Genomic DNA, 19,605 nt, shown 5'->3' with positions numbered 1-19,605 from the left:
ATGGCTATACTCGTCGATAAGAACACCAAGGTGGTAGTTCAGGGTATAACCGGAAAGGAGGGCTCCTTCCACGCGACCCAGTGCAAAGCCTACGGAACGCAGGTTGTTGCGGGAGTTACACCCGGAAAGGCGGGACAGGAGGTGGAAGGTATACCCGTATTCAACACCGTTGAGGACGCAGTGAAGGAGACTGGAGCCAACTGCTCCCTTATATTTGTCCCCGCACCCTTCGCCGCCGACGCTATAGTTGAAGCTCTTGATAGCGGAATAGGTCTTATAGTCTGTATAACCGAAGGGATACCTGTAAAGGACATGATGATGGTCAAAGACTACATGAAGAAGAATTATCCCGACGCTAAACTTGTAGGTCCCAACTGCCCCGGACTGATCACTCCCGGAGAGGCTAAGGTCGGTATAATGCCCGGACATATCTTCAAGAGGGGAAAAATCGGCATAGTCTCCCGTAGCGGAACCCTGACTTACGAGGCGGCTTACCAGCTCACGAGGCTCGGACTCGGACAGAGCACCGCGGTGGGTATAGGTGGAGATCCCGTTCACGGACTGTCCCACAGGGACGTTATAGAGCTCTTCAACGAGGATCCCGAAACAGAAGCCATACTCATGATAGGAGAGATCGGAGGAACCGCAGAGGAAGAGGCGGCGGAGTATATAGAGGCGAACGTGGAGAAGCCTGTCTTCGCCTACATAGCGGGTATAACCGCTCCTCCCGGAAAGAGGATGGGACACGCGGGAGCGATAATAATGGGAGGAAAGGGAACCGCAAAGGCTAAGATGGAGGCTCTCGAGAAGGCGGGAGCTTACGTGATAGACAACCCAGCAAAGATAGGAGAGACGGTGGCGAAGATCTTAGGAGTCTTGGAGGTTGCGGAAGAGGATAAAACGTGCGATACTGATTAAGGTTATCTTGATATATTGAATTTCTTTTGTATTTTTATATTTCCAACCAAACCTGAGGAGGTAGAAGGATGGGATTGAAGGTTAGGGTTGATCAGGACACCTGCACCGCCTGCGAGCTCTGCTACGACAGGATCCCTGAAGTTTTCAAGGACGTGGGCGACGGCATAGCGGATGTCGTTCAGGTTGACATAGAGGATGGGGACGAAAGGTGGATGAACGTCCCCGAGAACCTCACCGACGAGGTTCAGGAGGTTGCCGACGAATGTCCGAGCGGCTCCATCATCGTTGAGGAGGAGTGATCTATGCCTAACAAGAAAGTTAGGATAGATTACGATACATGCACCGCCTGTGAACTCTGCTACGATAGGGTTCCCGAGGTGTTCAAGGATAGGGGAGATGGCATAGCGGACGTTGTTCGCTACGATATAGAGGAGAGCGAAGAGGAGAAGTGGATGTACGTTCCCGAGGAACTCGAACAGGAAGTGGAAGAAGTAGCGGACGAGTGCCCGAGCGGTTCCATAATCGTTGAAGACGCCGACTAAGGTAGTATTCCTCGGAACCGCAGGAGGAAGGGTAACCACCTTCCGTCTCGTAAGGAGATCGGGCGGGTTCTTTATAGACTTCGGAGACTCTAAGGTTCACGTAGATCCTGGCCCCGGCGCCTTCGTCTATCTAAAGGAAAAAGGTATAGACTACAGGGATATAGACCTCATAGTTCTATCCCACATACACCTTGACCACACCGCCGACGTGAACACCCTCATAGAAGCCTGCACAGATGGAGGTAAGAGACAGGGGCTCGGGCTCATGGCTCCCAAGAGCGCCATCGAGGGGAATGACAGGGTAGTTCTTCCCTACCTGCTCAGGAGGCTATCCTACATAGGTGTGATTGAGGAGGGGAAAGAGCTTGGATATAAAAACGTGAAGGTAAAGGCTATAATGAGGCACTACCACCACGGTGCGGAGACCTACGGGCTCTCCTTCAACGGTTCCATCGTTTACCTCTCCTGCGCACGCTACGAGAGGAGGATGTTAGAGGTGTACCCTCGGAATCCTCAGCTAATGATAATAAACACTACCTTTTATAAAAGGAGACCTCAGATAGATCACCTCTCCGTTGAGGAGGTGAAGGAGCTGATAGATCATCTCAGACCCGATAGAACGGTTATAACCCACTTCAGCATGGAGATGCACGAGAAGGGTCCGGAGAGGGTGGCGGAGGAACTCTCAGAGGAGCTCGACCTCGAGGTGATTGCAGCCTACGACGGTATGGAGATATTAATTTAGATGGGTGAAAAACTCCTGAGCGTCGGTGAGGTTCAGTTCAATTACTCGAGGAGGTACTTCGAGGAGTTCATCTCCTCAAGACCGAAGATAGCCGAGAGGCTCAGAGAGGTAAAGACCCCCTCTCTGCTTATAGACCTCGACGGTGTCAGATCGAGATACATCCAGATAAGGTATCACTTCCCGGAGGTGAACGTGTACTATGCGGTGAAGGCTAACGATCACGTAGATATTCTGAAAGCCCTCGCCGAGCTCGGTTCAGGTTTCGAAGTTGCCTCCGTAGAGGAGCTTGAAAAGGTTCTCTTCCTCGGTGTTCCTTCCGAGAGGATAATATCGAGCAATCCTGTAAAACCTCCAGCCTTCATAGATCTTGCCTACACCTCTGGGGTCAGGAGGTTCGCCGTAGATAGCTTCGCCGAGGTGGAGAAGATAGCTAAGGTAGCTCCGAGGGCGAGGGTCTACGTGAGAATAACCGTCCCCAACGAGGGGAGCGACTGGCCCCTTTCGAGGAAGTTCGGTGTGGATCCGGATACCGCTCTGGAAATCTTAGAGTACGCCAAGGAAAAGGGGCTCGTCCCTATAGGTCTTACCTTTCACGTGGGATCCCAGTGCAACAACCTGAGGAACTGGTTCATAGCGATAAGGAACTCCTCCCAGCTCTGGGAGAGGGCAAGGCGGAAGGGCATAAAGCTTCTCGTCCTGAACATGGGAGGGGGAATACCGGTCAGGTACATGTACGAAGCCCTGAGGGTGGAGGACATAGCCTACTACGTGAAGGGTCTCCTGAGGAAGTACTTCCCCAACCCTCCCTACGAGCTCCAGATAGAGCCCGGAAGGGGGATAGTCGGAGATCAGGGGATAATGGTGACTTCAGTGATAGGGAAAGCTAAGAGGGGGGAAGAGAACTGGCTTTACATAGACACCGGTGTATTCAACGGACTCGCCGAAGCCCTCGGCGGAATCAGGTATCCAATGTACTTAGAGAGGGAAGGAGAGCTAAAGGAGTGGACGGTGGGAGGTGTATCTTGCGACAGTATGGACGTGGTGGCAAAGCAAGTCTACCTTCCGGAGCCAGAGGTTGGGGACAGATTGTATCTTCTCTCCACCGGAGCTTACACTACCGTTTACGGAGCTAAGTTTAACGGCTTTCCCGTTCCCGAGGTTATAGCTCTTTAATCTCGAACCTTATCTTATCCTTCTCGTCGAGCTTTAGCTCGATAACCTTCGATATGAGCTTGAGAACCTCCTTTGAGTCCTCTCTCAGAAAGACCTCAAAGCTCCTCCTCAGCGCCTCCACACTCGAGGCGGTAACGCTCAGGATCGTTAGTATGGGTATGTCGAAAAGCTTCCTGACGGATCTGAGGGCGTCCTTTATCACTATGTCGCTTATGTAGATTATCTCCGGGTGCAGAAAGAGCGCCTCCTCTATCCCCTCGTCGAAGGTATCCACGTCCACACCAACCTCCCTTTGGATAACTATGGAGTTGCTGTGCTTTATCAGATAGGTTATGGGTCTCTCTAAGACGTAAACGAGACCAGACTCCCTCTCACATATCTCTTTCAGGAGAGAGTAAGAGAACAGGTTGTGTATAACGTAGGACCTTCCTATTATCGCCAGTATGCCGCTCGTGTCCCTTATCTCCCTGTAGAGGGCGGAGAGATCCTCTCTGTTGGAAACTATAGCCTCCAAGAGAGGAATGCTGTAAGGAACCTTTACTATGCTCACAACGTAACTTCCCCTCTGGGTCAGGTAGGTTACCCTTATCCTTCCAACCTCTGGCAGTCCAAAGGAGAAGAAGCCTTCCCTACCGAGAGGTCCTAAGGATGTTGGGGTGTGGGATCTCAGCGATATCAACGTGTCCCTTATGTCTTCAGGAGAAAGGATGACGTCCATGATTTTGTCGATCCTCTTGTCCCTCCTCTCAACCGGGGAGGCTTTGGGAGCCAGTATAACTTCCGTAAACTCCCTCCTCTCGGCGAGGTAGTTGAGGATTTCAGGTGCTATGTTCATCTCTTCTCCCCCCCGAGTATTTTACTGCCGATGACTGCTGTCATACTTGAAAATTCAATTTACTATATTCTTTAGTAGTAAGCGAAGGAGGAGAAGCGTATGGCAGTTAAGGACGTAATGGACGCCCTGAGGAACGAAAGCCTGAAGGATCTCGGACTTGAAGAGAACCTGGCTCAGCTCGTTAAGGATATAAAGCTCATAGGGAAGGAACTGGACGTCCTTCTTTACCTTCCGAAAGCAGGGCTGGAGGACGTTTTAAAGGCGAAGGTTCAGGAAGCGGTAGCCGACGTGCCCGATGTGGAAAAGGTAAACGTCAGGTTTGCCGAGGCACCTCCCCAGCAGAGACCCCAGATGCCTGTAGGACAACCTGCTTTTACCAAAAGGAAGGTTCCCGGTGTGAAACATTTGATAGCTGTCGGAAGCGGAAAGGGAGGAGTGGGGAAGTCAACGGTAGCCGTTAACTTGGCGCTCGCCTTATCTAAGTTAGGATACAGAGTCGGTCTCTTGGATGCCGATATCTACGGTCCGAGCGTTCCAACCCTTCTGGGACTCAAAGGAACAAGAGTTACGGTGAACGAAAGGAACAGGATCGTTCCCGTTGAGAAGTTCGGTATAAAGGTTCTCTCCATAGGCTTTATGCTCCCCTCCGAAGATACCCCCGTCATATGGAGGGGTCCTATGCTCATGAAGGCTCTCACCCAGTTCCTCTTTGACGTTGAGTGGGGAGAGCTTGATTACCTCATACTTGACCTACCGCCGGGGACGGGAGACGTTCAACTAACGTTGGCTCAGAACGTTGAGATGTCGGGTGCTATAGTGGTAACCACCCCTCAGGACGTAGCCCTTGCGGACGTGAAGAAGGCAACCTCTATGTTCAGGGAGGTTCAGATACCGGTTATAGGTGTTATAGAAAACATGGCTTACTTCATCTGTCCTGAGTCCGGTAAGAAGTACTACATCTTCGGAAAGGGAAAGACCGCAGAGTTTGCCTCTGCTTATAACCTCAAGATACTCGGTTCCATACCCATAGACCCCGAAGTCGCCGAGAGGTCCGATAAGGGAGAGCCTGTGGTGATAAGCAATCCCGACTCGGAGGTGTCCAAGGCTTTCATAGGAATAGCTAAGCTTGTAGCGCAAGAATTGGAATAAGGAGGTATAAAAATGTTTGCAAAGAAGGCAGGATCAAGAGTCGTTTATCTCGATCACATAGCGACCACTCCTGTGGCAGAGGAAGTACTCGAGGCTATGCTCCCTTACTTCAGGGATAAGTTCGGAAACCCCACCTCCCTCCACAGCTTCGGACAGGAGGCTAAGAAGGCTATAAACGAGGCGAGGGAGAAGATAGCGACTTTGATAAACGCCAACACCCCCGAAGAGATAGTCTTTACCTCTGGAGGTATAGAGGCTAACAACCTCGCCATAAAGGGGATAGCGAGCGCCTACAAGAGAAGGGGAAACCATATAGTTACGACGGAGATAGAGCATCACTCCATACTCCATCCCTGTAAGACCTTAGAGAGGGAAGGCTGGGAGGTAACCTACCTCAAGCCGGACAAGTACGGACTGATAGATCCAGAGCAGGTAAGGGAGGCGGTAAGAAAGGACACGGTTCTCGTCTCCATAGGGCACTCCAACAGGGAGATAGGGACTATCCAGAACATAAAGGAGCTGGTTCAGGCGGCAAAGGAGAAGAATCCCAAAGTCATATTCCACACCGACGCCGCTCCCACCCTCGGACATTACCCTGTAGATCTCAAGGAGTGGGGAGTGGATGCAGCATCCTTCACCGCCCATCTGATGTACGGACCTAAGGGCGTGGGAGCCCTCTGGACGAGGAAAGGAGTAAAGGTGAGACCCCTTATAGAGGGGGGAACTCAGGAGAGAGGTGTGAGGGCAGGAACGGAGAACGTCCCCGGAATAGTCGGCTTCGGAGCCGCTGCAGAGCTGACGATGAAGGAGCTTGAGGACAGGATGACGAGGCTCTCCAACTACAGGGACAGACTGAAAAAGGCTATAGAGGAGAAGCTTGATTACATAGAGTTCACCGGACACCCTACCCAGAGACTTCCCCATCATCTCTCCCTCATTGTCCATTTCATAGAGGGTGAGGCTATGCTCCTGAGGTGCGATCTCATGGGTATAGAGACCGCCTCCGGATCCGCCTGTGTGTCCTTGGCTCTCAAGCAATCCCACGTCCTCTTTGCTATAGGGGTTCCAAAAGAGGTTTCCAACGGGTCTATAGTCTTCAGCTTTGGAAGGGAGAACACCGAAGAGGATGTTGAGTATGTTTCCGAAGAGTTTCCCAAGATAGTGAACTGGCTCAGAAGCCTCTCTCCTTTCAACCCCGAGAACTGGGAGAAGTACGTCAAGGCAAGGGAAGGATAGAGCAGATAGGTTTTAGCCTGACCTCTAACTCTTTGAGAGCCACCTTGTAGAGCTCTCCCGTTTTTGGATCCGAAAGGTTCTCCTCTATTTCAAGGAGGGGAACGAGGACAAAGTCCCTCCTCTTTATGTAGGGATGCGGTATCTTCAGATCGGGGAGCTCTAACACCTCTTCCCCATAAAGGAGGATGTCTATATCTATCTCCCTTGGTCCCCATCTAAACCTCTTCCTTCTCCCCACATCCCTTTCAATCCTCTTCACCTCTTTGAGGAGTTCCATTGGAGAAAGAGAGGTTTCCCCTGCAAGAACACAATTCAGGAAATGGGGTTGGTCTTCGACTCCCCACGGCTTGCTCTCGTAGATCGTGGATATCTTCTCTATATTCAGGAAATTTCTTAAAAGGTCTATTGCTCTGAGTATGTTCGAGAGACGGTCGCCCACATTGCTTCCCAAACCTAAGTACGTTCTCCTTGACTCCATATCCCGAAAGTTTAAAATTAAAACAACCTTAATCGAAGGAGTTGGTTATGGAACTACCAAAACTAAAGATAAGACACATAGAGGTCGATATTCCCATAATTCAGGGCGGAATGGGAGTAGGACTCTCTTGGGAGAGGCTCGCCGGGTCAGTTGCTAAGGAAGGTGCCATAGGCGTCGTGTCTGCCGTCGGGACGGGATACAGACATCCCGATCTCGTCAAGAGGGACAAGTTCGGAAGACCTGTCGGGTCGATAAACACCCACCATCCAGAAGCTCTCAAGAGGATTATCAGGGATGCCAAGGAGATCTCGAAAGGAAGAGGAGCGATAGGTGTTAATATCCTCGCGGCTATAACGGACTACGACAGGGTCGCGAGGGATGCCGCTGAAGCGGGTGCGGATCTCATAATATCGGGAGCTGGCCTTCCCTTATCCCTTCCCCAGTATGTAGAAGGGTACGAGATAGCTCTCGTTCCCATAGTCTCCTCGGCAAGAGCTCTAAATCTTATATGCAGAACTTGGAAGAGGAGGTACAACAGACTACCCGACGCGGTCATCCTAGAAGGTCCCAAGTCGGGAGGTCATCAGGGATTTAAGTACGAGGATTGCTTTAAGCCAGAGTTTCAACTTGAGAACCTTGTCCATAGCGTTGTGGAGGAAGCCAAGAAGTGGGGGGACATACCCGTTATAGTGGCGGGCGGTGTCTGGAGCTACGAGGATATCAAGTGGTACATGGAGCAGGGAGCTGCAGGTGTCCAGATGGCTACCCGTTTTATAGCGACTCACGAGTGCGACGCTCCCCTTATATACAAGGAGATAGTCCTCAACGCCAAGGAGGAGGATATTATCCTGCTTAAGTCTCCCGTGGGCTACCCGCTGAGGGTGATAAAGACGCCTTTCATAGAAAGATTGCTCTCCGGGATAAACGGCTGGAAGGGCTGTGTTTCCCACTGCGTAGTTCCCTGCAACAAAGGTGAGGAAGCGAAAAAGGTCGGCTTCTGCATAGCAGACAGACTCGGAGCCGCTTGGCTCGGAAACTACGAGGAGGGTATATTTATAAGCGGTGCAAACGGGCATCTCCTCAAGAAGCAGGGGATAATCCACGTTAAGGAACTTTTAGAGATGCTGACTGGAAAGAGACCCGATCCCACGCTGGAACCTTCGGAGAAACTCACAGTTTCCTTACAGAAGTAAGGATCCTCTCCTCCGTTTTATCCCTCCTGTATGAGGGGAGGTTTTCGGAACAGATGGTGCACTTCTCCAAAGTTCCGACGCTACCCGCGCCTAAAGCTTTAAGTTCTTTAACCACAGAATCCTGAAGGTCCATATAGAGCTTTCCATCTCGTTCGAAGACATAGCTTGGAAAGATATTTCTGAATTCGCTTCCCACTTCGTAGCAGCATCCCTTGGCGCAGGGACCTACGAAGAAGAAGATCTTTTCTGTATCTTCGTAGGATCTCAACCTCTCCACGAACCGCTCCAAAATCCCGGAGGTGAGACCCCTCCATCCCACGTGAGCGATACCTATCCACTCCCTCCCGATAGCTACAACGGGAGCACAGTCCGCCGTCCTCACCCCTATCTCCACGTTCCGAAGGTTCGTTATAACCGCGTCCCCTATCAGGGTAGGGTAAGGAAAGGCGGTCAGGGTTATCACCCTGTTGGTGTGCTTCTGAACGGGCAGGTAGAGCCTTTTATGCTCCCTCCACTCGGTCCTTACACGGATCTCCTTACCTTCAAACTCAAAGCGGTAATCTAACCCTTCAACTTCTTTGCCTTCTCTGAGGTCCTCTCCACGCATCTTATCACCGTCCCCCTGAAACCTTTCCTCTCCAAGTAGGCTATACCCTCTATGGTGGTCCCTCCCGGAGAGGTTACTTTTGTTATCCACTCGTTGGGGTTACCCCCTCTTTCTTTAATGAGCTGTGCACTTCCCAAGATCGTATCAAGAACTATCTCCAACGCCTTCTCGTAGCTGAAACCTTCCCTCACCCCCGCCAAAGCTAAGGCGTCTATGAACTCGAATATGAAGGCGGGCGAACTCCCTGCTAAGGCCGTGAAGCTGTCGAAGAGGCTCTCAGGTATCTCATGCAGACTCCCGCAGGCTGAGAGGATTTCCTTGAGATCTTCGTACTCCTCGTCCCCGACCTCGGAGTTCCTAACCACCGCAATGGTTCCCCTTCCCACGAGGACGTTTATATTGGGCATGAGCCTGACTATCTTTTTCCTCCCGACTATCCCCTCGATATAGCCTATCTCTATCCCTGCCGCTATGCTGACGAGTACCCTGTCCCCGATCCTCTCCTTTATCTCCTCAAGGACTCCCCTTATGTCCCTGGGCTTTACCGCGAGGATTATGACATCGCTCTGATCAGTGAGGAAGTAAAGATCCTTAGCCACGGCGAAGCCGTCCTTCAAGGCTAACTCTACCTTCTCCTTCTGGACATCGTAAACGACTACGTTCTCCTTACCAACCTTCTCCGAGAGAGCCTTGGCAAAGGCGCTTCCCATGTTCCCGTAGCCTGCTATCCCTATCCTCATCCGAACCTCTCCCTGAACCTATTCTCAAACCTGTCGTAGTCTGTGCAAACAACGAAGATCTCCTGAACGGAGGCGCCGTTTTTATAAAGGAGCTTGTACCCGCTGAGGGTTCTGTATTTTAAAAAAAGCCCCTTGGAACCCCTCCCTTTATTCTGCCTTACTATCCTCCCCGGTATTATGCTCTCCACCTCCTCCCACTCCTCTATCTCCGACAGGTAATCTTCCAAGCCTTCTAAAAGGTGGTGCTCTACCTTGAGCTTCCCGCTCCTGCGCCTCGACATGATATAATAGTCTATCTTAGAACGCACCTTTCCCGCTTGGGTTGCCCGTGAGGGTTCATCGGGAAAGGGAGGCAAAACCCAAGGAGGTGTGATATGGCAGTCGTATCCATGAAGGAGCTCCTGGAGGCGGGTGTCCACTTCGGACACTCCAAGTCCCGCTGGAACCCCAAGATGGCGCCCTACCTTTACGGCGTCAAGAACGGAATCCACATAATTGACCTCAACAGGACGTTGGTCCTTTTAGAGGAAGCCTACAACTTCATCTCCGATAGCGTGGCTCAGGGGGCTGAGGTCATCTTTGTAGGAACCAAGAGGCAGGCGAAGGAGATAATCAAGGAAGAGGCGGAGAGGTGCGGAGCTTACTACGTTAACGAGAGGTGGGTCGGTGGACTGCTCACCAACTTCCAGACGGTCAGGAAGAGCATCCAGAAGCTCAACAAATTGGAGAGGATGGAGGCGGAAGGTGTCTTTGACGTCCTCCCCAAGAAGGAGGTCAGGAGACTCAGGAGGCAGATGGAGAGACTCAGGAAGCTTTACGGCGGTATAAGGGAGATGGAGAAGCTCCCGGACATAATGTGGGTCGTCGATACGGTGCGCGAGTCCATCGCGGTTCAGGAGGCTAAGAAACTCGGAATTCCGGTCGTGGCTATAGCGGACTCCAACTGCGATCCGGATCTCATAGACTACATAGTTCCCGGAAACGACGACGCCATAAAGTCCATAAAGCTCCTCACCTCCAAGATAGCGGATGCGGTTCTTGAGGGTAAGACGAGAAGGGAGAGCGCCGAGGAGGTAGCTCCCAAGAAGGAGAGGAAGGTGGTTACCGTTGAGGAGCACGAGAAGGAGCTCTTTGAGAAGGCTATGGCTATGTCCGAGAAGTACGAGGAGATAGACAAGGACACCACGGAATACGAGTGATGAGCTTTTTCCTTTTGGCTCTCTGCTTTACGGTTTGCTCCTCAGGATTGATATGGATTTACAAGAAGTTTGAAACTACGGAGGTAAAAGGATGGCGGTAAGCATGGCTGATGTAAAGAAGCTCAGAGAAATGACCGGAGCGGGAATGTTGGACTGCAAGAAGGCTCTTGAAGAGGCGGGAGGAGACATAGAGAAGGCTAAGGAGATACTCAGGGTCAAAGGACTCGCCAAGGCTGAGAAGAAGGCGGGAAGGGAGACCAAGGAAGGGATAGTGAGGGTAAAGGTGAGTGAGGATAGAAAGAAGGGAGCGATGATAGAGCTCAACTGTGAGACCGACTTCGTCGCGAGGAACGAGGAGTTTCAGGCTCTCGCCGACAGGATCCTCGATCACATACTCTCCTTAGACGAGAACGCCAACAAGGAAGGGGAAGGAAGCGACATACTCCCTCAGAGGACTACGGAAGGGAAGACCGTAGAGGAGACGATAAAGGAGGCTATAGCCAAGATAGGGGAGAACATAAGGCTCACAAGGTACTGCAGGTACGACACTAAGGACTACCTCCACTCCTACGTTCACGGAGGTGGAAGGATAGGGGTCCTCTTAGACTTTAAGGCGGGCGAACTGAGCGACCAGGTTCTCAGGCTCGTTCAGGACATCGCTATGCAGATAGCCGCTATGAGACCTGAGTTTGTGAGCGTGGAGACCATACCTCAGGAGGTACTGGAAAGGGAAAAGAAGATCTTGGAGGAGCAAACCCGTCAGGAGGGCAAACCCGAGCACATAATAGAGAGGATAGTGGAGGGTAAGCTAAAGAAGTTCTATCAGGAGAAGGTTCTCCTGAATCAACCCTTCATAAAGGACGACAAGAAGACGGTAGGTAAAGTCATAGAGGAGTCGGGTCTCGGTGTGGAGATAAAGAGGTTCTGCAGGTTCGAGCTCGGTGGTCTCTGATGGAGGAGCCCAAATATAGGAGAATACTCTTAAAGCTCTCCGGAGAAGCCTTCGCGGGAGAGCAGGGATACGGGATAGATCCGGACTTCTTGGAGTACATATCCCACGAGATAAAGAGCGTCCACGACCTCGGCGTTCAGATAGCGGTAGTGATAGGGGGAGGAAACATCTTCAGGGGCTTTCAGGGAGAGGGGATAGGGATTGACAGGGCTACCGCCGACTACATGGGCATGCTTGCCACGGTGATAAACGCCTTGGCTCTCCAGTCCGCTCTGGAGAGGCACGTAAACATCCCCACGAGGGTTCTCTCAGCTATAGAGATGAGGCAGGTGGCGGAACCCTACATAAGGAGAAGGGCGGTCAGACACCTTGAGAAGGGAAGGATCGTAATCTTTGCCGGAGGGACGGGAAACCCCTTCTTCTCCACCGATACCGCTGCGGCACTGAGAGCCGCTGAGATAGACGCCGAGGTTCTCCTTAAAGCTACCAAGGTAGGAGGAGTCTACGACAAGGATCCGGAAAAGCATCCGGATGCAGTCCTGATTAAGGAGATAAGCTACCTCGAAGCCATAAACAGAGGGATAAGGGTGATGGATCATACCGCCCTTACGATGTGCAGGGAGAACAGGATACCTATAATAGTTTTTAATATTAAGGAGAAGGGAAATCTAAGGTCAGTCGTTATAGGAGCGGACGTAGGTTCGGTCGTAAGGGGGTAGAGCCATGGTGCAGGAGATAGAGGACATCCTCAAGGAAACGGAGAAGGACATGAAGAAGAGCGTCGAGCACTTCAAGGGCGAGATAGCGGGGATAAGAACGGGGAGAGCCTCCACCGCTCTGGTGGAGGAGATAAAGGTTGAGTACTACGGATCTAAGGTTCCCTTGAAGCAGCTGGGGACTATATCCATTCCCGAGCACAATCAGATACTTATACAGGTCTGGGACGCGAACGCCGTTCCCGCTATAGAGAAGGCTGTAAGGGAGGAGCTAAACCTCAACCCCAACACTCAGGGGAACACCATAAGGATAAACCTGCCTCCACTGACCGAGGAGAGGAGGAGGGAACTTGCAAGGATGCTCCACAAGCTCGCCGAGGAGGCGAGGGTTGCGGTCAGAAACGTCAGGAGGGATGCCAAGGATATGATAGAGGATCTTGAGGGTATATCGGAAGACGAAAAGAAGAGAGCTTTGGAGAGACTCCAGAAGATAACCGATAGATACATAGAGGAGATAAACGAACTCCTTGAAGCCAAGGAAGAGGAGATAATGAGGGTATGATCTTCAGCAGGGACGTACTGATCGGAGTTCTCTTAGCACTCCTGATAGCGGCTGGGGTTGGAGGTATAAACTACTGGAAAAAGTATAAGGAGAAGAAGCTTGACGAGCTCGCATCCGTCCTCTATCTCTACGAAAGTGGAAAGGTCTCGAAGGAAGAAGCTGAGAAGAAGCTAAAAGGAACAGAACTTTATCCCTACTTCCTCGCCCTCGGAGGAGGGAGCGCCTCTGAGATAGCTAATCTCCTGAAGGATAAGGACCTGAAATCCCTTTACTTGGAGAGGGAAGCTTTTACTCTTTACTCTAAGAAGGAGTACGACCGTTCCCTCTCGATCCTCGAAAAGGTGGATAAAGAGCACTTCAACTACCCCTCCGCTCTTCTACTAAAGGCTTTCGATCTTGAAGGAAAGGGAGACCGTAAGAGCGCTTTGGAGGTATATAAAACTCTCCAAAAAGATTATCCAGAAACCTACTTCGGTAAGATAGCCTCCGCTTTCCTGCTATTAAGAAGGTAAGGCTGGAGCTGGCCTTAGCTTTAGAACGAACTTCGTCCCGTCCTCCTTGACCACCTCGACGGATCTGAGAGTTCCCGCCTCTTCGTCAACGTAGATCTCGGCTGGTTTCTGTATGAGGTGGTCGTGCTTACCCTCGGTGAATTGTATCTCAAGGACGTCATCTTTGGGATCATAGGAGAGACCTTCTACGAAAGCCCACTCAACCTCCACCTGATCACCGAGCTCCTCGCTTACCACCTCAAGCTGACCCTCAACTCCCTTTAAGTTCTTTGAGACGTTATCGAAGTACCTCTCCCACTCCGTCCTGTCTAACTTCTTTGTTGCCATCCTCTCCACCTCCTCTTTATTTAATTCTATCACGCCTTAAAATACTCCTATGCCCACCATCCTTATAACCAACGACGACGGATACTTCTCCGAGGGAATAAGGGCTCTCAGAGAGGCGCTGAAGACTTTGGGCAGGGTGGTGGTGGTAGCTCCCGACAGGAACCTAAGCGGTGTGGGGCACTCCCTCACTTTCACCATGCCCCTCAAGATGAGGAAGGTGGACGAGGACTTCTACACAGTGATCGGAGGAACTCCTGCGGACTGCATACACCTGGGCTATTACGTCATTCTTGAAGGGAGGAAACCAGACCTCGTGTGCGCCGGAATAAACGAGGGTCCTAACCTCGGTGAGGACATAACCTACTCGGGAACTGTCTCGGGCGCAATGGAGGGCAGGATACTCGGGATACCCTCAGTAGCCTTTTCCGCCTTCGGAAGGGAGGATATAATGTTCAACGAGATAGCCAAATCCTGCAGGAGAATAGTGGAGAAGATACTCGATAGCGGTATGCCAGAGGACACTTACCTCAACGTGAACGTTCCAAATTTGAGATTCGAGGAGATAAGGGGCGTAAGGATAACGAGGCAGGGCAAGAGGGATTACAAGGAGAAGGTCTTCAAGTACTACGCTCCCTATGGAGAGCCTCTGTACTGGATAGCGGCGGAGGAATTCGGCTGGTCCTCGGAGGAGGGGACCGACTACTGGGCTGTAATGAACGGCTACATATCTGTGACACCGCTCCACCTTGACCTCACCAACTACAGGGCTATGAAGGAGATTAAATTCATAGAGGAATGAGGGCAGAAGATCTTAGAAAGATAGTAGGAGGGAGACTTTTAGGCGATCCCGACCTCGAGGTGTCCCGATTCTCGATAGACAGCAGGAGGATAAAAGGGGGAGAGGTCTTCGTGGCTCTGAAAGGGGAAAGACACGACGGGCACGACTTCGTCTTAGAAGCCTTAAACAAAGGAGCGGTGGGAGCCATAGTGGAGAGGGAAGTTCCCCTGCAAGAGGGAAAGTTCCTCCTCGTGGTAGACTCGAGCCTTGAGGCTCTCAGGAAGATAGCCCGCTATAAGAGGAGTACCTTTGAGGGTAAGGTTATAGGCGTGGCGGGTTCTGTAGGAAAGACTACTACGAAGGAGCTTATATACCACCTGCTCTCTACGGTGGCTCAATCCTACAGAAGCGAGGGAAATCTGAATTCCCAGATAGGACTGCCCCTGGTTCTTGCCAACCTCCCCAAGGAGTGCGAGTTTGCTGTCTTCGAGTTGGGAGCAAGCCAAAGGGGTGATGTCCTCTCTCTCACGGAACTCTCAGAGCCTAAGGTTAGGGTTATAACCGCCTTGGGGGAGGAACACTTGGAGACCTTCGGAACCCTCAAGGACGTTGTGGAAGGGAATGGTGAGATATTCTCCGGGTTCGATGAGGTGAGCTTCGGGGTGATTCCAGATTACGCTTCGAAATTTTATAAGCTACCTCCCAACAGAACCCTGACCTTCGGTGATCGGGGGGATCTCAGAGCAGAGAGGATCAGGCTTTCCCTCAGGGGTGTAGAGTTCAACTACTGCGGTGAGGAGTTCTCCGTGAAAGTTCTCAGTAAGGGAATAGTCGATAACGTACTCGCTTCCTTTGGTGTTTTGAAAGCCCTTGGCTTAGAGCCCCTTGAGTTTAAAAGCACTTTGAATAGCTTTAAAGCCCCTCCAGGGCGGATGAACCTCTTGGACGTAGGGGACTTTTATCTCGTAGACGATACCTACAACGCTAATCCCCCTTCTGTAAGGAATGCTTTGAAAACTCTTTCAGTTCTCGAAAGCAATTCGAAGAAAGTTGCCGTGTTAGGCGATATGCTCGAGTTGGGGAAGAAGAGTCCAGACCTCCACAGAGAGATAGGAGCTTTTGCCAAGGAGATAGGAGTGGACTTCTGCATCTTTTACGGTAAAGAAATGGCTTACGCTTACGAAGAGTTCGTCCGTAGGGGTGGCAAGGGCGTCCATTTAGAAAATAAAAACGATGTTTTAAAAGAGGTGTTGAAATGGACGAAGGATAAAAATATAATTCTCCTGAAGGGTTCAAGGGGGATGCGGATGGAGGATGTTATAGAGGGAATAAAGGGAGCTAAAAGGATATGACCTCAGAAAGAACCGCAGAAATTTTCATTTTTGAAGACTCTTTCTTCTTTTCAACACGAACAAAAATAAAGAGGATAGAGGGAGAAAAGATAGTTCTCGAAGAAACCAGACTTCTCAAGAGGTTTGCCGTTCTTGGCAAGAAGGTATACATAAAGTACTCCACCTTTGCCCTGCCCACCAAGATAGTGGGTAAAAGCGAGGAGGAGGTCATTGTAAACCTACCGTCCCTTAATCCGGAAAAACCTGTGGGCGATAGGAGAAGCTCGAGGGTGAAACCTTCCCATATACATCCGGTTAAGCTCTATATAAAGTTAGACGATGAGGAGAGGGAGTACGAGGTAGACGATATATCGGAGGGAGGATTTTCGATCATTGTAGACAGTCCCGCTGAGGTAGACAGCTTCCTCGATAGAGAGGTAGAGGTTCATATAGACTTTCCCGTTGAAGCTGAGGAGGTATTTGGGACAGCGAGGCTCGTAAACATTCAGGAGTTTAATGACGGAAGGATTAAGCTTGGCTTCGAAATGTTCCTTGAAGATGCGGATACGGTAAAGGTGAGGTTCTACGTGTATGCGAGGATTAGAGAGATCCTCAGAGGATAAGTACACATCCTTAGAGATAAAACGTCAGTTCTTTCATCTGATACTGCTTTCCCTCTGGCTCGTGCCGGTCCTTTACTTTCCTGCCTCCATTACTCTGATCCTTATGTCCTCTATCCTAATACTAAACCTCCTCGTGATTCGTAGAGTGCAACCTTTCTACGATTTCTTTAGGATATTAATAAAACATCTGGAAAGGGAGGAAAACTTGGATAAACCAGGGATTCAAGCGCTCTACGCAAACCTCGGTGTAACGATTTCTTTCCTCCTGTTCGGGAAGCTGAGTTCCGTCGGTATAGCTGTGTTGGCTCTGGGGGACAGCTTATCGACCTTGGTAGGTAAGCTCTTTGGGAGGAACAGGATTTTCTTCAATGAGAGGAAGACTTGGGAAGGAACCTTTTCCTTCTTTACAGGAACATATCTTATACTACTTCCCTTTCTCAGCCTTGAGAAGGCTATTCTTGTAGCCGTTGTCGGGGCTCTGTTAGAGGCGGCGGATCTCCCGTTGGACGACAACCTCACCGTCCCGGTTACGGTTACAGCCATTTCCTATCTCGTGTGATACTCCAGTAGAGCGTCTAAGAGCCTTTCCATGTCACGTGCTGTATCCTCCCTTATGTTCAAGTTTTTCAGCCTCCTTGCCCTCCACACCTTAACGAGGAATCTGAGGACGTAGCTTTCGGTCTCGTAATCTCCCTCCTTGCTCACCGAACCGTCCGAAAGCCTTAGCTTTAGTTTTCCCCTACCGAAACTCTCCTCCAAAAACTTTGGTCTCAGCCCGGAGAGGTCGAGGTAGTCGAGCTTAAGTCTCACCCTGTAGAGATGTTCAACCTCTTCAGTTCTCTCGAGCAGGTATCTCAGGAAGAGGTCAAAAAGTCTGTCGTCATAGAAACCCACGTACTTGAGTATAAAGCGGGCTATCCAGGACATCCAAAGGAACCGGCGAAAATCCTTTGTAAGTAGAGAAAACCTCTCCACCCTGCCTATATCGCTAACAACCACTATGCCACCCCTTTGAGAGAGGTCCACCTCAACCAGATTGAAGGGTTCGAATACACCGAAGAAGCGGCAGGTATTCAGGTAAGCATCTCTGACGAGCAGGTCAAGAACTCCCCCCTGCCCGTAAACCTTGGCAAGAAGGTCCTGATCGCCTGCCCTTATCCGCTTTAGAACTATCACCCGTGTCTTAAGGCTCACCGTTCCTATATAATACTTTCTCCTAACCCTCAGGAGGTGTGAGGTGCCACTCTTGTTCAGAAAGGTAAAGGACTTGCGGAATCATCTGAATGCGATAAGGTGTGAGGAACGGGTGAGTGTGGGTTTCGTGCCTACTATGGGCTATCTCCACGAAGGTCACAAGGCTTTAATCAAAAGTTCAAAGCTTCAAAACGACATTACGGTAGTTAGCATATATGTGAATCCGACTCAGTTCGGTCCTAACGAAGACTACGATAGGTATCCAAGGAATTTGGACAGGGATCTTTCCATATGTGAGGAACTTGGGGTAGACATAGTCTTCGCTCCCACCGATGAAGAGATGTACCCGGAGGATTTCAGAACTGAGGTTTACGTGAAGGGAATAAGCGACGTGCTCGAGGGAGAGTTCCGACCGGGGCACTTCAAGGGTGTTGCAACCGTCGTTGTAAAGTTATTCAACACTGTCCAGCCGGACAGAGCTTACTTCGGCGAGAAGGATTACCAACAGCTCAAGGTAATAGAGAGGCTCGTTAAAGATCTACTCATTCCAGTTGAGATAGTTCCGATTGAAACAGTGAGAGAACCCGATGGACTCGCCTACAGTTCGAGGAATACCTATCTGTCCCCAGAGGAGAGGGAGTCAGCCCTGTCCATATATAGAGCTTTCCTCTTAGCCGAGGAATTGATAAATGGTGGTGAGAAGAGGAGCGGCGTTATAAAGCGGGCGTTGGAGCGTTTCATCCTCTCTCATCCTCACGTTAAGAAGATAGACTATATAGAGATAACGGACAGCGAGCTACATCCGAAGGAGATAGTGGAACCGGGCGATAGAATTCTCGTTGCCCTGTGGGTTGGTAATACAAGGTTGATAGACAACTGGAAGATTAAATGAAGATCCTCTTTATGGGAACGCCGGATTTCGCAGTTCCGAGTCTGAGAAAGCTAAGCGGGGAGTTTGAGGTTGTAGGTGTGATCACACAGCCCGACAGACCGGCGGGAAGGGGCAAGAGAGTGAAACCTCCTCCTGTTAAGGTATTAGCTCAGGAACTCGGAATACCGGTTTATCAGCCGGCTAAGCTCGAAGAGCTTGTGGAAATCGTGAAGAGTATAAAGCCAGACTGCGCTGTCGTTGTGGCTTACGGCAGGATACTGCCCAAGGAGGTGTTGGAGACACCTCCCTACAGGGTGATAAACCTCCACGCTTCTCTCCTTCCCAAGTACAGAGGTGCTGCGCCCATACAGAGGGCTTTGATGGCTGGGGAGAAGGTAACGGGGAACACTGTAATGCTCGTGAACGAAAGGATGGACGCGGGGGACATACTCTCTCAGGAAGAGGTGGAGATAGATGAGGAGGATAACCTTAAAACTCTATCCGAGAGGCTGTCCGTCACAGGTGCGGATCTACTTACAAAAACGCTAAGGCTTTGGTTTGAAGGAAGTATAGAGCCTGTTCCTCAGAAGGAGGAGGAAGCGACCTACGCTCCTCCGGTTCAGAGAGAGGAGGAGAGGTTGTGCTGGAAAGCTCAGGCTGAGAGCGTGCGGGACAGGGTAAGAGGATTGTACCCGGACGCCTACACCTTTTTCAGGGGTCAGAGGGTAAAGATTTTGAAGCTCAAGGTTGTAGAAGGTGAGGGAGAGCCGGGAGAAATAGTGGATCCTAAGAGATTCGTGGTTGCCTGCGGTAAGGGTGCGGTCAGAATCGAGGAGATCCTTTCTCCTAAGGGGAAAAGGATGAGGGGGGAAGAGTTCGTGAGAGGGTACCCTCCTAAGAAGGGTGAGCTGTTAAAATAAAGCC

The 19,605-nt window shown here is 50.8% G+C and carries 26 protein-coding genes; 19 read left to right on the top strand and 7 right to left on the bottom strand.

The genetic code is table 11. From position 1 onward, the window contains the following. The 5 genes from sucD (at position 1) to ACZ483_RS06210 (ending at position 3,378) form a co-directional block, all read left to right on the top strand. Complete coding sequence (sucD, locus tag ACZ483_RS06230) at positions 1-918, top strand: succinate--CoA ligase subunit alpha (protein WP_464323326.1); 918 nt, start codon at positions 1-3, stop codon at positions 916-918. Positions 919-986: 68 nt separating this feature from the next. Next, positions 987-1,217, top strand: a complete 231-nt coding sequence (locus tag ACZ483_RS06225) for a ferredoxin (RefSeq protein WP_464323325.1) — start codon at positions 987-989, stop codon at positions 1,215-1,217. Positions 1,218-1,220: 3 nt separating this feature from the next. After that, complete coding sequence (locus tag ACZ483_RS06220) at positions 1,221-1,460, top strand: ferredoxin (RefSeq protein ID WP_464323324.1); 240 nt, start codon at positions 1,221-1,223, stop codon at positions 1,458-1,460. Next, on the top strand, positions 1,444-2,205 hold the full coding sequence (locus tag ACZ483_RS06215; protein ID WP_464323323.1) for an MBL fold metallo-hydrolase: 762 nt from the start codon (positions 1,444-1,446) through the stop codon (positions 2,203-2,205). The genes ACZ483_RS06220 and ACZ483_RS06215 overlap by 17 nt, the downstream gene beginning before the upstream one ends. Beyond that, entirely contained in the window at positions 2,206-3,378 is a 1,173-nt protein-coding gene (locus ACZ483_RS06210) for a type III PLP-dependent enzyme (protein WP_464323322.1), read from the top strand. On the opposite strand, the gene ACZ483_RS06205 is transcribed toward ACZ483_RS06210, so the two are convergent. Continuing rightward, complete coding sequence (locus tag ACZ483_RS06205) at positions 3,365-4,213, bottom strand: twitching motility protein (RefSeq protein WP_464323321.1); 849 nt, start codon at positions 4,211-4,213, stop codon at positions 3,365-3,367. The genes ACZ483_RS06210 and ACZ483_RS06205 overlap by 14 nt on opposite strands. Positions 4,214-4,312: 99 nt before the next feature. On the opposite strand from ACZ483_RS06205, the gene ACZ483_RS06200 reads away from it, so the two are divergent. After that, on the top strand, positions 4,313-5,362 hold the full coding sequence (locus tag ACZ483_RS06200; RefSeq protein ID WP_464323320.1) for an Mrp/NBP35 family ATP-binding protein: 1,050 nt from the start codon (positions 4,313-4,315) through the stop codon (positions 5,360-5,362). A 12-nt stretch (positions 5,363-5,374) separates the two neighbouring features. Further along, positions 5,375-6,598, top strand: a complete 1,224-nt coding sequence (locus ACZ483_RS06195) for a cysteine desulfurase family protein (RefSeq protein WP_464323319.1) — start codon at positions 5,375-5,377, stop codon at positions 6,596-6,598. Here ACZ483_RS06195 and folK read toward each other — a convergent pair. Beyond that, positions 6,579-7,076: a 2-amino-4-hydroxy-6-hydroxymethyldihydropteridine diphosphokinase gene (gene folK, locus ACZ483_RS06190; protein WP_464323318.1), complete on the bottom strand. Its 498-nt coding sequence runs from the start codon at positions 7,074-7,076 to the stop codon at positions 6,579-6,581. The two genes, ACZ483_RS06195 and folK, sit on opposite strands and share 20 nt — an antisense overlap. A 47-nt stretch (positions 7,077-7,123) precedes the next feature. On the opposite strand from folK, the gene ACZ483_RS06185 reads away from it, so the two are divergent. Continuing rightward, the gene (locus tag ACZ483_RS06185; RefSeq protein WP_464323317.1) at positions 7,124-8,269 is read left to right on the top strand and encodes an NAD(P)H-dependent flavin oxidoreductase; all 1,146 of its coding nucleotides are present in this window, start codon (positions 7,124-7,126) and stop codon (positions 8,267-8,269) included. On the opposite strand, the gene ACZ483_RS06180 is transcribed toward ACZ483_RS06185, so the two are convergent. From ACZ483_RS06180 to ACZ483_RS06170, 3 genes are read right to left on the bottom strand one after another with little or no spacing between them, the layout of a single operon-like run. Beyond that, entirely contained in the window at positions 8,247-8,876 is a 630-nt protein-coding gene (locus ACZ483_RS06180) for a purine nucleoside phosphorylase YfiH/LACC1 family protein (protein WP_464323316.1), read from the bottom strand. The genes ACZ483_RS06185 and ACZ483_RS06180 overlap by 23 nt on opposite strands. Further along, positions 8,831-9,616, bottom strand: a complete 786-nt coding sequence (gene proC / locus ACZ483_RS06175; protein ID WP_464323315.1) for a pyrroline-5-carboxylate reductase — start codon at positions 9,614-9,616, stop codon at positions 8,831-8,833. Before proC ends, ACZ483_RS06180 begins: the two co-directional genes overlap by 46 nt. After that, on the bottom strand, positions 9,613-9,897 hold the full coding sequence (locus ACZ483_RS06170; protein ID WP_464323314.1) for a DUF2103 domain-containing protein: 285 nt from the start codon (positions 9,895-9,897) through the stop codon (positions 9,613-9,615). The genes proC and ACZ483_RS06170 overlap by 4 nt, the downstream gene beginning before the upstream one ends. Positions 9,898-9,990: 93 nt before the next feature. On the opposite strand from ACZ483_RS06170, the gene rpsB reads away from it, so the two are divergent. The 5 genes from rpsB to ACZ483_RS06145 all read left to right on the top strand — a co-directional run bounded on the left by rpsB (position 9,991) and on the right by ACZ483_RS06145 (position 13,557). After that, a complete protein-coding gene (gene rpsB, locus ACZ483_RS06165) occupies positions 9,991-10,815 on the top strand; it encodes a 30S ribosomal protein S2 (RefSeq protein ID WP_464323313.1) in 825 nt (274 codons plus the stop codon). 91 nt (positions 10,816-10,906) lie between these two features. Beyond that, positions 10,907-11,767: a translation elongation factor Ts gene (gene tsf, locus ACZ483_RS06160; protein WP_464323312.1), complete on the top strand. Its 861-nt coding sequence runs from the start codon at positions 10,907-10,909 to the stop codon at positions 11,765-11,767. After that, entirely contained in the window at positions 11,767-12,486 is a 720-nt protein-coding gene (gene pyrH / locus ACZ483_RS06155; protein WP_464323311.1) for a UMP kinase, read from the top strand. The genes tsf and pyrH overlap by 1 nt, the downstream gene beginning before the upstream one ends. Positions 12,487-12,490: 4 nt before the next feature. Continuing rightward, entirely contained in the window at positions 12,491-13,045 is a 555-nt protein-coding gene (gene frr / locus ACZ483_RS06150) for a ribosome recycling factor (RefSeq protein ID WP_464323310.1), read from the top strand. Further along, the gene (locus ACZ483_RS06145; RefSeq protein ID WP_464323309.1) at positions 13,042-13,557 is read left to right on the top strand and encodes a YfgM family protein; all 516 of its coding nucleotides are present in this window, start codon (positions 13,042-13,044) and stop codon (positions 13,555-13,557) included. The genes frr and ACZ483_RS06145 overlap by 4 nt, the downstream gene beginning before the upstream one ends. Here the strand turns inward: ACZ483_RS06145 and ACZ483_RS06140 are convergent. Continuing rightward, positions 13,546-13,884, bottom strand: a complete 339-nt coding sequence (locus tag ACZ483_RS06140; protein ID WP_464323308.1) for a DUF5335 family protein — start codon at positions 13,882-13,884, stop codon at positions 13,546-13,548. The genes ACZ483_RS06145 and ACZ483_RS06140 overlap by 12 nt on opposite strands. A 49-nt stretch (positions 13,885-13,933) precedes the next feature. On the opposite strand from ACZ483_RS06140, the gene surE reads away from it, so the two are divergent. Genes surE through ACZ483_RS06120 form a run of 4 tightly spaced genes read left to right on the top strand, consistent with a single transcriptional unit; the run spans position 13,934 to position 17,175 of the window. Next, entirely contained in the window at positions 13,934-14,683 is a 750-nt protein-coding gene (gene surE, locus ACZ483_RS06135; RefSeq protein ID WP_464323307.1) for a 5'/3'-nucleotidase SurE, read from the top strand. Then, entirely contained in the window at positions 14,680-16,014 is a 1,335-nt protein-coding gene (locus ACZ483_RS06130; RefSeq protein ID WP_464323306.1) for a UDP-N-acetylmuramoyl-tripeptide--D-alanyl-D-alanine ligase, read from the top strand. Before surE ends, ACZ483_RS06130 begins: the two co-directional genes overlap by 4 nt. Continuing rightward, entirely contained in the window at positions 16,011-16,616 is a 606-nt protein-coding gene (locus ACZ483_RS06125; protein ID WP_464323305.1) for a DUF8089 domain-containing protein, read from the top strand. Before ACZ483_RS06130 ends, ACZ483_RS06125 begins: the two co-directional genes overlap by 4 nt. Beyond that, complete coding sequence (locus tag ACZ483_RS06120) at positions 16,585-17,175, top strand: diacylglycerol/polyprenol kinase family protein (protein ID WP_464323304.1); 591 nt, start codon at positions 16,585-16,587, stop codon at positions 17,173-17,175. Before ACZ483_RS06125 ends, ACZ483_RS06120 begins: the two co-directional genes overlap by 32 nt. Here the strand turns inward: ACZ483_RS06120 and recO are convergent. Beyond that, positions 17,163-17,792: a DNA repair protein RecO gene (gene recO / locus ACZ483_RS06115; RefSeq protein WP_464323303.1), complete on the bottom strand. Its 630-nt coding sequence runs from the start codon at positions 17,790-17,792 to the stop codon at positions 17,163-17,165. The two genes, ACZ483_RS06120 and recO, sit on opposite strands and share 13 nt — an antisense overlap. A 61-nt stretch (positions 17,793-17,853) precedes the next feature. On the opposite strand from recO, the gene panC reads away from it, so the two are divergent. After that, positions 17,854-18,702 carry a pantoate--beta-alanine ligase gene (gene panC / locus ACZ483_RS06110; RefSeq protein WP_464323302.1) on the top strand — a complete coding sequence of 283 codons (849 nt, stop codon included), beginning with the start codon at positions 17,854-17,856 and terminating at the stop codon, positions 18,700-18,702. After that, positions 18,699-19,601, top strand: coding sequence for a methionyl-tRNA formyltransferase (gene fmt / locus ACZ483_RS06105; RefSeq protein ID WP_464323301.1), 903 nt, complete (start codon positions 18,699-18,701; stop codon positions 19,599-19,601). The genes panC and fmt overlap by 4 nt, the downstream gene beginning before the upstream one ends. Positions 19,602-19,605: the final 4 nt, after the last annotated feature.

The organism is Hydrogenivirga okinawensis, from assembly GCF_055385515.1.
This window is presented reverse-complemented; position numbering and strand designations above follow the sequence as displayed.